General features: G+C 72.2%; 9 protein-coding genes and 1 pseudogene. 3 read left to right on the plus strand and 7 right to left on the minus strand.

What is annotated here, in order from left to right; all coding sequences use genetic code 11:
- Positions 1-99: 99 nt before the first annotated feature.
- Positions 100-630, minus strand: coding sequence for an Lrp/AsnC family transcriptional regulator (locus ACFXOA_RS21105; RefSeq protein ID WP_385030504.1), 531 nt, complete (start codon positions 628-630; stop codon positions 100-102).
- A gap of 59 nt (positions 631-689) precedes the next feature.
- On the opposite strand from ACFXOA_RS21105, the gene ACFXOA_RS21110 reads away from it, so the two are divergent.
- Entirely contained in the window at positions 690-1,976 is a 1,287-nt protein-coding gene (locus tag ACFXOA_RS21110) for a trans-sulfuration enzyme family protein (RefSeq protein WP_385030507.1), read from the plus strand.
- On the opposite strand, the pseudogene ACFXOA_RS21115 reads toward ACFXOA_RS21110, so the two are convergent.
- Both ACFXOA_RS21115 and ACFXOA_RS21120 read right to left on the minus strand, forming a co-directional pair.
- A pseudogene (locus tag ACFXOA_RS21115) lies at positions 1,894-3,300 on the minus strand (GNAT family N-acetyltransferase); the annotation flags it as partial. The gene ACFXOA_RS21110 and the pseudogene ACFXOA_RS21115 overlap by 83 nt on opposite strands.
- Before the next feature lie 205 nt (positions 3,301-3,505).
- Positions 3,506-5,086, minus strand: coding sequence for an alkaline phosphatase D family protein (locus ACFXOA_RS21120; protein WP_385030510.1), 1,581 nt, complete (start codon positions 5,084-5,086; stop codon positions 3,506-3,508).
- Positions 5,087-5,662: 576 nt separating this feature from the next.
- On the opposite strand from ACFXOA_RS21120, the gene ACFXOA_RS21125 reads away from it, so the two are divergent.
- Positions 5,663-6,430, plus strand: a complete 768-nt coding sequence (locus ACFXOA_RS21125; protein ID WP_385030513.1) for a GntR family transcriptional regulator — start codon at positions 5,663-5,665, stop codon at positions 6,428-6,430.
- A gap of 143 nt (positions 6,431-6,573) precedes the next feature.
- Here ACFXOA_RS21125 and ACFXOA_RS21130 read toward each other — a convergent pair whose 3' ends face one another.
- Positions 6,574-7,731, minus strand: coding sequence for an ROK family transcriptional regulator (locus ACFXOA_RS21130; RefSeq protein ID WP_385030516.1), 1,158 nt, complete (start codon positions 7,729-7,731; stop codon positions 6,574-6,576).
- A gap of 425 nt (positions 7,732-8,156) precedes the next feature.
- On the opposite strand from ACFXOA_RS21130, the gene ACFXOA_RS21135 reads away from it, so the two are divergent.
- Positions 8,157-8,594, plus strand: coding sequence for a hypothetical protein (locus tag ACFXOA_RS21135; protein WP_385030519.1), 438 nt, complete (start codon positions 8,157-8,159; stop codon positions 8,592-8,594).
- 106 nt (positions 8,595-8,700) lie between these two features.
- On the opposite strand, the gene mug is transcribed toward ACFXOA_RS21135, so the two are convergent.
- The 3 genes from mug to ACFXOA_RS21150 form a co-directional block, all read right to left on the minus strand.
- Entirely contained in the window at positions 8,701-9,249 is a 549-nt protein-coding gene (mug, locus tag ACFXOA_RS21140) for a G/U mismatch-specific DNA glycosylase (protein ID WP_385030522.1), read from the minus strand.
- Positions 9,250-9,286: 37 nt separating this feature from the next.
- Positions 9,287-10,729, minus strand: coding sequence for an adenylosuccinate lyase (purB, locus tag ACFXOA_RS21145; RefSeq protein ID WP_385030525.1), 1,443 nt, complete (start codon positions 10,727-10,729; stop codon positions 9,287-9,289).
- 278 nt (positions 10,730-11,007) lie between these two features.
- Positions 11,008-11,844, minus strand: coding sequence for an SGNH/GDSL hydrolase family protein (locus tag ACFXOA_RS21150; RefSeq protein ID WP_385030528.1), 837 nt, complete (start codon positions 11,842-11,844; stop codon positions 11,008-11,010).
- Between the last annotated feature and the right edge of the window lie 264 nt (positions 11,845-12,108).

Consider the following 12,108-nt stretch of genomic DNA (forward strand, 5'->3'; position numbering starts at 1 on the left):
GAGGCCCTTCCCGTCACGGGGGAACCGGACTCGGGCCGGTTCTTTCGGCCCGGTCCGGCCGGATCCGGAGGCGACCGCCCGGACGCCGGGGACGCTCGTTCACCGTGTGGACGGCGAAGGAGCGCTCTCGTCGGGCCCGATCGGATGCCTGGCGCCCGGCACCGGCGGCAGCAGCGGCCCGCACTCCCACTGCTGGAAGATCAGCCGGGTCTCCACGCGGGCCACCTCACGGCGCGAGGTGAACTCGTCCAGGACCAGGCGCTGCAGGTCCGCCGGATCGGCCACGGCCACGTGCACGAGGTAGTCGTCGGGCCCGGTGAGGTGGAAGAAGGCCCTGGACTCCGGCAACGCTCTGATCCGTTCCACGAACGGGCCGATGAGGTCCCTGCGGTGCGGCCGGACCTGCACCAGCAGCAGTGCCTCCAGCCCGCGGCCCAGTTTGGCGGGATCGAGCCGCAGCCGGTGCCCGACGATCACACCCGAGCGGCGCAGCCGCGCCACGCGGTCCAGGCACGTGGAGGGCGCCACGCCGACCTCGGAGGCCAGCTCCCGGTACGTCGTCCGCGCATCGTTCTGCAGGATACGCAGAATGTGCAGATCGACCGGATCAAGTGCGATGGATTCCGACATCGGGCGAACGTAGCACGGCGTTTTCGGCCGTCAGCCCGCCCTGTGTTCAGCCTGTCGGCATGGACACCGAAGTCACCTCGCTGACACCCCAGCCCTCCTTCCCGTCCAGGGCGCTCGCCACCGAAGCCGTGCACGCCGGACGCGAAGACCTCGCCTCTCTCGGCCTGCACGCCGCGCCGATCGACCTGTCCACCACCTATCCCTCGTACGACTCACGGGGCGAGGCCGAGCGCATCGACACCTTCGCGGCCACCGGAGCCCGGCCCGACGGGCCGCCCGTCTACGCACGGCTGGACAACCCGACGACGGCCCGCTTCGAAACCGCGCTGGCCCGGCTGGAAGGAGCCGGCAGCGCCGTCGCCTTCGCCAGCGGCATGGCCGCTCTCACCGCCGTGCTCCTGGCCCGCGCGAGCCTCGGGCTCAGGCACGTGGTCGCGGTGCGCCCGCTCTACGGCTGCAGCGACCACCTGCTGGCCGCCGGACTCCTCGGCACCGAGGTCACCTGGACGGATCCGGCGGGCATCGCCGCGGCGATCCGGCCCGACACCGGCCTGGTGATGATCGAGACACCCGCCAACCCGACGCTGGCGGAGGTCGACATCAGGGCGGCCGCCCACTCGTGCGGCTCGGTGCCCCTGCTCGTGGACAACACCTTCGCGACACCCGTACTGCAGAGGCCCCTCGAACAGGGCGCCCGTCTCGTACTCCACAGCGCCACCAAGTACCTCGGCGGCCACGGTGACGTGATGGGGGGCGTCGTCGCCTGCGACGAGGAACTCGCGGCGACCCTGCGGCAGGTGCGGTTCGCCACGGGCGGGGTGCTGCACCCGATGGCCGGATATCTGCTGCTGCGAGGCCTGTCCACCCTTCCGGTGCGCGTCGCGGCGGCGTCCGCGTCGGCCGCGGAGCTCGCCCGCAGACTCTCGGCCGACCCGCGGGTGGCACGAGTGCACTACCCGCGGACCGGCGGAGCGATGGTGTCCTTCGAGGTGTTCGGAGACCCCCACAGGATCGTCGGGGGAGTCCGCCTGATCACTCCCGCGGTGAGCCTGGGCAGCGTCGACACGCTCATCCAGCACCCGGCCTCCATCAGCCACCGCATCGTGGACGAGGGAGACCGGAAGGCCGCCGGTGTCAGCGACCGCCTGCTGCGGATGTCCGTCGGCCTCGAGGACGTCGAGGACATCTGGGCGGATCTGTGCCAGGCGCTCAGCGGCCCGGACGGCGCTGCGGCCGGTCGGTCCCGGGCTGCGGCCGGTGCGTCGAGGGCACGCCCGACCTCGTCGCCGCTTCCGGCGTCCGCAGGTCCGGGGACGGGGCGGGAACCGGGACCAGCCGGGCGGTGATCACGAGGGTGCCTTCCTCGATCTGGTAGTCGAGGGGCAGCGAGAGCGCCCGCATGGCGGCCACCATGCCCGTGTTGTGGGCCTGCGTCACCGCGTACACGCTCTCGCAGCCCGCCTCCACGGCCAGGGCGACCAGCCTGCGGAGGAGTTCGGTGCCGATCCCCCTGCGCTGCCAGTCGTCCTCGACGAGGAGCGCCACCTCCGTCTCGTCGCCGTCCCAGAGCAGATGACCGAGAGCGATCAGCTTGCCGGACGCCGTCTGGACCGCCAGGGTGCGCCCGAACCGAGGGCTCAGAAGGTGGTCGAGATACCGGTCGGCGTCCCGGACCGGACCGTGGTACCGCAGGCCCAGGGTCCCGTCCGAGCAGCGGCCGTGCATCGCGAGAGCGGCCTCCAGATCACTCCGGTCCGCCCGGCGCACGGTGATCTCGTTGCCCTCGGGCAGCGTGAGGACGTCCTCGCCGCGGGGCACCCGCGGTCCGAGCCGCGCGTCCAGCTCCACCAGTGCCCGGGCACGGGCGAACTCCGTCGGTGTGAAGGGGAGATAGGGGCGCTCCACGGTGATGACGCTGCCCGACGGATCGCGCAGCCGCATCACGGCCTCCTCCAGGACCCCTTCGACCGGGGCGCTCTCCCCGGTGGGGCGGCCGGTGACCGACAGGGCGGGCAGCGAGTGGATGGTGCACCGGCCCAGGAGCTGCCGCAGGGCGAGGGGGAGTTCCGCCGCGTCCAGGGCGGTGCGGGTGGCGAGGCCGAGGAGACGGGTGGGCGTGTCCACCAGGTCGTGCGCGTCCGCCCGCTCGATCCAGGTGGAGGAGCCACCCGCGGCGGAGATCTCCCGCGTCAGCTGCTGGGCGGGCAGGGCCGCCGGAGCGCGCAGCAGGAACTCGTCCACCGTGCCCTCGGCCAGCGGGTGCGTCTGCAGAGTCAGGATGTCGACCCTGTGACGCGCCAGGGCCGTGCAGAGCGCGGCCAGCGTGCCCGGTGCGTCCCGGACGGTCGTCCGCATCCGCCACAGCACGGTCTCGGCCGGCGCGGCGTCCCCGGCGGATTCGCCGTCCGGACCGGAACCGGTGAGGGCGCCGCCGCCGGTATCGCTACCGGCGGGCGGAGCGTGACTGTGCCGGCGCGCCCACCACGTGTGGAACGTCGCCGTGGCCACCAGGGCCACGGCCGAGGCGACGAGCAGATAGGGGCCGTCGGGCTGGTGCCCGATGAGGTTGGCGACGGCGTCGGCCACGGCCACCGCCGTGAACAGGGCTGCCAGCTCGATCAGGTCCCGCCGCCAGTGGTGCGGACGGCGGGCGCTCTTCGCGGATGTCACGTCAGTCATGTCTTCACTGTGACCGAACGGTGTTGCCTGATCACGAACGCATTGTGACTGATGGGTTACGTGTGGATCTGGTCCCTTCGGTACCTTTTCGAGTCCGTCCCGGCAGCCGCCCGCTCCACTGCCGGGACGCCGACGCGGGGACCGGCCGCGCAGGCCCCTCGCGAGCGCCTCACCCGCCGACCCGGGAGCCGTCGGGTCACTGTCCGGTGCGTCCGGGTTGCAGCACCTTGCTGAACAGGACCGAACCGCCCTGGGCGCGGAGCCGCACCGTCAGCTCACCGCTGCCGCCGTCGATGTCCACCTGTCCGAAGAACTGCGGAGACTCCATGGGCGACACGTTCGCCCGGTCCGGCGCCCGGACGAAGACGCGGTCCGGGCCGAAGGTGCCGTCGAGGGCGTTCGCGGGGAAGCCCCCCGCCGCCAGCGGGCCGGAGACGAACTCCCAGAACGGCGCGAAGTCCTTGAAGGCGGCACGTTCCGGTGAGTAGTGCTGGGCGGAGGTGTAATGGACATCGGCCGTCAGCCAGACGGTGCCGGTGATGCGCCGGTGCTTGATGTACCGCAGCAGATCGGCGATCTGCAGTTCGCGGCCCAGCGGTGCGCCCGGGTCGCCCTGGGCGACGGCCTCGTAGTCCGTGGCCCCGTCCGGGACCACGAGCCCCAGCGGCATGTCCGCCGCGATGACCTTCCAGACCGCCCGCGACCGCGACAGTTCGCGCTTGAGCCAGGCCAGTTGCCCGGAGCCGAGGATGCCCGTGGTGTCGTCCGGCTGCCGGTTCGGGGAGTTCGCGTCCCGGTAGGAGCGCATGTCCAGCACGAACACGTCGAGCAGCGGACCGTGCCGTACCACCCGGTGCATGCGCCGCTCGGGGGAGGGCCCCCGCAGAGTGGACACCGGGAAGTACTCGCGGAAGGCCCGCGTCGAACGCGCCGCGAGCAGGTCGACGTTCTTCTCCGTGTAACGCACGTCGTCCAGGATCTGCCCCGGGTACCAGTTGTTGCGTACCTCGTGGTCGTCCCACTGGACGATCGACGGCACCTGCGCGTTGAACGCGCGGAGGTTGGCGTCGAGCAGGTTGTACCGGAAGTTGCCGCGGTACTCGTCCAGGGTCTCGGCGACCTTCGACTTCTCGGGGGTCGTGACATTGCGCCAGACCCTGCCGTCGGGCAGCGTCACGGCGGCTTCCAGGACGCCGTCGGCGTAGACGGTGTCACCGCTGCAGAGGAAGAAGTCCGGGTCGAGGCGGCGCATCTCGTCGTAGACACGGTAGCCGCCGATGTCCGGGTTGATACCCCAGCCCTGCCCGGCGATGTCCCCCGACCACAGGAAGCGGACTCCGTCGCGCCGGCCCGCGGGGGCGGTGCGGAAGGTTCCGTACACCGGCCGGCCCGTGCGGCGGGGGTCGTGGGGGTCGGACAGGGTGACGCGGTAATGGATCTGTTCGCCCGGTGGCAGCCCGTGGAGCGCCGTCGTCCCGGTGAAGTCCGTCAGGGAGCCGATCAGCGGCCCGTGCCAGGTGCGGGCGCGGCGGAAGGAGGGGGACGCGGATGTCTCGACCCTCATGAGGGCGGGCCGGTCGGAACGTACCCACACCAGGGCGGAGGAGGCCGTCACATCACCCACCTGCACCCCCCATGCCGCATCCGGCCTGCCCGAGAGCGCGAACGCGGGTGCCACGGCGAACGCCGAATGCGCGGCGGCCGCCGCCGACGCGAGGAGCGAACCGCGCAGCACGGTGCGGCGGCGGGGGGCAGGGACGGGCGGACGGTTCGACATCGGTGCGCCTCCATGGGCGTGAGGAGTGCCGGAACAGCGAGAACCTGCGAACGGTTGCGGGACATGCCCAGGGTCTTTCGTTCGGATCAGGCCGGGCTCGCGTGCCCCGGTGCCGCACCTCGCGGTGTTGTCGTCGGTCCCCGACGCGAGCGTCGACTCCCTCCTCCGCCCTGCGATGCACGGCACCAGGCCCCGCTCCCTGATCCGGCCTGGTCCAGCGGAGGACCCTAGTCGTCCGTAGCGGCGCGCAGCCCAACCCCGGGTGAACAGCGCGCTGGTGACGCCCCGTCGGGCGAAGGGCGGCGAGCGGGGCGGACGCCCGGTGCGGCTTCCCCCGCAGCCGGGGGCCGCGGCCGGCGGCGCACGGAAGGTGTCGGGCGTGCGGCTTCGTGTTGCCGGGGTTCACGGCCGCGCGAACGTCCCGTGAACGCTCTGCGCCAGCACCCTGTTCCGCTGTGTCACCGGATGAGGATTGGTCTTGACCAAGGTGTTTCGCCGCCCTAAGGTCTGAACGATAGGCAGGAACCTTTAATAAACAACGTCGCGGAAAAGCCACCGGCGGATGCGGAGGACAGGGTGGGGACCACGCAGCTGGAATCGGTGCAGGAGCCGAAGTACTGGCACCTCAAGACCGTGCTCAGTGAGGCACTCGACTCGGACTTCGCGGTGGGCGAGGTGCTGCCCAACGAGCGGGACCTGGCAGCGCGTTTCGGCGTCGCGAGGGCGACGCTCCGGCAGGCGCTGGAGCAGCTCGAGCTCGAAGGCAGGCTGCAGCGGCGCCGCGGTGTCGGTACGACCGTCGCGCCTCCCCGGGTGGGAGTGGCCGTCGCCACCGCACGGCACGGTTTCGACGGCGATGACACCGACGAGGCGTGGCAGCCGGTCGGATGCAGCCTCGCGCAGCTGCCCGCAGGCGTCGCCCCCCTGATCGACGTGGCCGAGGACGAGCCGGTCCACGCGGTACGCCGGATCCGTGTCGCCCAGGGGCAGGCCGTGGCCGCCGAACTCCTCTACGTTCCCGCCTCGTCCGTGCCCGAACTCTCCGCGATCGAGGTCCCGTCGGAACCGGCACGGGCCAGGAGCGTCGTACGGGAACTGCACCGCGCCGGCATCGAGGGCCAGGACCGCTCCGTGGAGCTCGGATCGGCTCGCGCGGACGACGCCAAGGAGCTCGACAGGCTGCCCGGTGCTCCTGTCCTCGTCGTCACGACCCGCTACTTCAACGCGGTGGGCACAGCCGCCGTCTCCGTCGCCACGTACCGGGCGGACACCTGCAGGCTCACCTTCGGGGACGCCGGGGCGCTGGAGATCAGCCACGACGAGCAGCAGCGCAAGGCGTCCTGACCCTTCGGGGACCGGCGGCCGGTACAGCCGCCGGCCTCCGCCGGTGACACAGGGGCGGCGTTCGCGGACTCCGCCTCCCCGGCCCCGCTCCCTGCGGTCCGGGAACCGCCGGCCGTTCGGCGTACCGCCCGGCCCGTCGCCTCTCAGCGGCGGGCCGTGACCGTCGCCTCCACAGCGAAGAGCTGCTCCTCCACGTGATCCAGTGCGAGTCGCAGGGCGCCGGTGGCGACGGCGGCCTCTCCCAGGAGGGAAAGAGCCACCCGCGGCGGCCGCAGACAGTAGCGGGCCAGCTCGCCGCGGAGCGGCTCGAGCACGCCGTCCAGGCCCGCCGCCCACCCTCCGATCACCACGATCTCGGGGTCCAGCGCCAGCACCAACGCCGCGACATCGTGCACCAGGCGCTGTATGAAGCGTTCGACGGCGGCCTGTGCACCCGCATCACCCTCCTTGGCCTTCGCGAAGACCGCGGCGACGGCGGGCTCGTCGAGCGGGTCGAGCGGGGTGTCCGTGGTCGAGAGCAGATGCTCGGGGGTGACGTCTCGTCCCAGGAGGTGCAGAGCGCCGATCTCTCCGGCCGCACCCCCGAAGCCGCGGTGCAGCCTCCCGCCGATCAGCGAGCCCGCGCCAGGGCTCAGGCCCGCCAGCACGAACACGATGTCGTCCGACTCCGTCGCCGCGCCCTTCCAGTGCTCCGCCACGGCGGCGGCGTTGGCGTCGTTCTCCACCAGGACCGGGCACCGGAAGGAGCGTCGCAGCTTCTCGCCGAGCGCGAGCCCGGTCCAGTCCGGCAGCGCCGTGCCCAGGCGCACGGTGCCGTCGGCCTCGACGATGCCCGGACTGCCCACACCCACCGCACGCAGACTGCTCCGCGCCACACCCGTGCGCTTGAGCACATCGGCGATCACCAGCCGGACCTGTTCGATCCTGTCGTCCGCGCTGAGCGTCTCCGACACCTCGCGCGAACCCGCGCCGACGACGCGGCCGTCCAGGCCCGAAACCAGGGCGGAGACGCGGTGCGAGCCGATCTCGACCCCCAGCAGATATCCCGCCTCGGCCCGGAACCGGAACCGCCGGGCCGGACGTCCCTGGCGCTTGGCCCCGCTGTCGTCGGGCGTGGCCTCGACGACCAGTCCCTCCGCGAAGAGCCCTTCGACGACGCCCTCGACCGTGGGCCGGGACAGGCCGGTGATCCTCGTCAGATCGGTGAGCGTGGGCGAGTCCGCCCCCCTCAGGGCGTGCAGCACCACCGCGGAGTTGATCCTCCGCAGCAGAGAGGGGTCCCCACCGCTCAGTCGGGCCACCGTCTGTCCTCCCAGGTCGTGCGCACGTCTGCCGGATCGTACTCGCTGCCCTGCTCCCGGCGGCAAGCGCCCGGCGGTCCGGCCGTCGGAACGGCGCCGGAGGGGCCGAGACCCGCAGGGGCCCGGTGCCCCGCCGCGACGACGCCCCTGCACCACGGCGAGGCTCATCGTCGCCCGGTGGGCAGACCGTCGCCCGGCGGGCGGACTCTCCCCCGGCTGACGGACTCTCCCCCGGCTGACGGACCGGACGCGGCCGGCTCATGCGCGGGGCGTGTCCGCGACGGCGGGGGACCTGGCGGGGATTCAGGCGGAGCGGTCGCACCACGGTAGGACGGAAGCCGCGCGGCACCCGCCTCCGTCACGGCGCCCGGACCGGGCGGTGCTCGCAATTCCCGTGTGTCGGTCCGGAGTTGTTTACTGACGGTATGACCACCGCACATCACCTCCGCCTCATCGACGGGATGCGCACCCGGGACTTCCCCCCGGAACGCGTCCCGTCGGGCTCGGGAGTCAGCGGACCCGGCTATCACACGGCTCTTCTGCACGGGGAGTACGCCCGAGGGGCCACGGACGAGACCGATCGGCTCGAAGTCCGGGCCCGATGCCTCGCGGAGCACGACGCGTTGCTGGCGCTGCTCACCTCGCGCTGGGGCGAACCCCAGGCCGTCAGCCTGTGGAGCGCCCAGGAGCGGATGCTCGCCGGGGAGGTGGTGGCGGAGCCCTGGGCCGACCCGGTCGCCGGATGCGAGTACCTGCCCCTGTGGAAGGTGGAGGACCGGTGGATCGCCCTCGTGCTCCACCTGGAGGACGGCGGACCGGGGTGTGAACTGCGTGTCCTGGTCACCGTGATCGATCCGCCCTGACCCGCCGGAACAGCGGCGGCTGCCGAGCGGCCCCACCCCGCCGTGCGGGCCGGTGGCACCCGGACCTCCCGCGCCGGTGCTCCGGCAGGCCCCGCCGGCACAGCCCTCAGTCGCAGCCGGCCTCCTGGGCCGCGCTCCGCAGGCAGGCGTACTCCTCCGCCATCGAGTCGACCGTCCAGTGGGCGTTCAGCCCACTCGGGTTGGGGAGAACCCAGACCCGGGCGCCCCCGATGACCCGCTCCTGTGAGCCGATCCGGGCGCCCCGCTCGCCGAAGGCGGTCCGGTAGGCGGTGACGCCGACCACCGCCAGCCACGCCGGGCGCAGCCGTTCCACCTTCGCCGCCAGCAGCCTGCCGCCCTCGCGATATTCCTCCGCCGACAGTTCGTCCGCCCGCGCGGTCGCCCGGGCGACCACGTTCGTGATGCCGAGTCCGAAGCCCGGGAGCCGCCCCTGCTGGGACGGCTTCAGCTGCTCGGGCGTGAAGCCCGAACGGTGCAGCACCGGCCAGAAGCGATTCCCCGGATGGGCGAAGTGGTGACCCGTCACCGCCGTCATCAGGCTCGGATTGATCCCGCAGAACAGGACACGCAGGCCGCCCGCGACCACGTCGGGGACGACGCGGTCGCGGGCGGCCTGGAGCTCCTCAGGAGTCATACGGCAGGAGTGCCGGTCCTCGAAGGCGTCCCGGACATCAGAGGATGGAGCCAGGGGTGTACGCGGCTGCCTCCGGGTGCTGCTTCGCGATCTCCTCGATGCGGGACACCAGGGCGGAGACCTGGTCGCCGGCCGCACCGGTGAACGAGAGCTTGTCCGCCATCAGGGCGTCCAGCTGCCCGCGGTCCAGCGGAATCCGCTCGTCGGCGGCCAGCTTGTCCAGCAGTTCGTTGCGCTCCGCTCCCTGCTCCCGCATGGCGAGGGCGGAGGCGACCGCGTTCTCCTTGATGGCCTCGTGGGCGAGTTCGCGGCCCACTCCGGCACGCACCGCGCCCATCAGCACCTTGGTCGTGGCGAGGAACGGAAGGTAGCGGTCCAGTTCGCGTGCCACCACGGCGGGGAACGCACCGAACTCGTCGAGCACGGTGAGGAAGGTCTCCAGCAGGCCGTCGAACGCGAAGAACGCGTCGGGCAGCGCCACCCGGCGGACCACCGAGCAGGAGACGTCGCCCTCGTTCCACTGGTCGCCCGACAGCTCACCGGTCATCGACGCGTAGCCGCGCAGAATCACCATCAGGCCGTTGACGCGCTCGCAGGAGCGGGTGTTCATCTTGTGCGGCATGGCGGACGAGCCGACCTGGCCCGGCTTGAAGCCCTCGGTGACGAGTTCGTGACCCGCCATCAGCCGGATGGTCTTGGCGACCGACGAGGGTGCCGCCGCGAGCTGCACCAGAGCGGTCACCACGTCGTAGTCGAGCGACCGGGGGTAGACCTGGCCGACCGAGGTGAAGGCGTGGGCGAAGCCCAGGTGGCCGGCGATGCGCTGCTCCAGGTCGGCGAGCTTCCCGGCATCGCCGCCGAGCAGGTCCAGCATGTCCTGAGCGGTGCCCACGGGCCCCTTGATGCCGCGCAGCGGATAGCGGCCCAGCAGGTCCTCGAGCCGCCCGTAGGCGACCAGCAGTTCGTCTGCGGCGGTCGCGAAGCGCTTGCCGAGCGTGGTCGCCTGAGCGGCCACGTTGTGGGACCGGCCCGCCATGACGAGCTCGCCGTACTCCCCGGCGAGCTTGCCCAGCCGTGCCAGAACCGCCACCGTCCGGTCGCGCATCAGCTCCAGGGACAGCCGGATCTGGAGCTGTTCGACGTTCTCGGTGAGGTCCCGCGACGTCATGCCCTTGTGGACCTGCTCATGACCCGCGAGGGCGTTGAACTCCTCGATCCGGGCCTTCACGTCGTGCCGGGTGACCTTCTCGCGCTCGGCGATGGAGGCGAGGTCGACCTGGTCGATGACGCGCTCGTAGTCGGTCAGAGCCGCGTCGGGCACCTCGATCCCGAGGTCCTTCTGAGCGCGCAGCACCGCCAGCCACAGCTGGCGTTCCAGCTTCACCTTCTGCTCGGGGGACCAGAGGACGGCCAGCTCCGTGGAGGCATAGCGGCCGGCCAGGACATTGGGGATGCGAGGCTTCGCAGACACAGCAGTCACGTGTCCTGATTCTACTGGCGGTTTCTGCAGGTCCGTGCCGCGGGCCGAGCTGTGGGTTCCTACGAACGGTGGCCCCGACCGGCAGATGGCGCCTTTCCGGTGGGAGGGGGAGAGGCGGCCGGAGGCCGCGCCGGGTGGTACGGCCTCTTCGGGCTTCCGAGGAGGCGCCGGGCCACACCGCCCGCCGCTCGACCGGCCCGGTGGTGCTGCGCAGGCAGGCTCGTACGGGCTCCGTCCCGGCCGGAACGCGCCGGGCGGGAGCAGGCGGCCCCTGCCGCTCAGCCGTCCAGGCGGCGCCAGCCGGTCACCGGGCCGGGCGTCTCCAGGTCTCCGGGAGTGATCCAGAACGCCTTCCCGAGCGCCGCGTCGAACTGCGAGCCCGCCCTGCCGTCGCCGGACGACCGGCCGGTGAGGCGTCGCCCGATCCACGGTACGAGATGCTGTCGGGCGAAACGGACGTCCTCGACCCGCCGTCGCGCCCAGCGCGCGGGTGCCGAGGCGGGCATCGGCGTCTGCCAGTCGCTCTCCGCGGGCAGGCCCAGGGTCTGCCAGACCGCTTCGGCGACCCGGCGGTGCCCCTCCGCCGTCAGATGCAGCCGGTCGACGTCCCACATGCGCGGATCGCCGAGCGCCGGGGCGCCGTACAGATCGGTCACCAGGGCGCCATGGCGTGCGGCCAGATCGTCGACCAGCGTGAAGAGCTCCTCCATGCGCGGACGGAACCGTTCCATCACCGGGCCGTTCCGCCCCGGACTGCGCATCAGGACCAGGGTCCTGCACGCCGGCGCCAGGACTTCGACCGCCTCCTCCAGCCGTGCTCGCACCATGCCCATGTCGCACTTCGGCCGCAAGGTGTCGTTGAGGCCGCCGACCAGAGTGATGACATCCGGCTGGAGAGCCGCCGCCACCGGGACCTGCTCGGCCACGATCTGCCCGATGAGTTTTCCCCGTACGGCGAGATTGGCGTACCGGAATCCGGGTGTGGTGGCCGCGAGGCGGGAGGCGAGCACATCGGCCCAGCCGCGGTAGGAGCCGTCGGGCAGCAGGTCCGACATGCCCTCGGTGAACGAGTCGCCGACCGCGACGAGACTGTTGTATGAGGCATTCAATTCCATGGCGGCCCCGATTTTACCGTCAGACCCTCCGGGCGTCCGCGCGGGACGGGGTCCGGTCGCACGACGGCACGCCTGCGCACGGGCGCCCACGCGGGCCGGGAGCTCGCGGGGGAGCGATCCGGCCCAGGGGCCGGAACCCGGCACGGAGAAGGGGGGCGGCGCCACCCCAGCCCCCACCCCCCCCCCCCCACGGCGTCAGCCGGCCGGAGGGCCGGGGGGGTTAAAAAAAAAACCAACCCCCAACACACACACACCACACGGGTT

The organism is Streptomyces sp. NPDC059166, assembly GCF_042755185.1.
GTDB lineage: Bacteria > Actinomycetota > Actinomycetes > Streptomycetales > Streptomycetaceae > Streptomyces.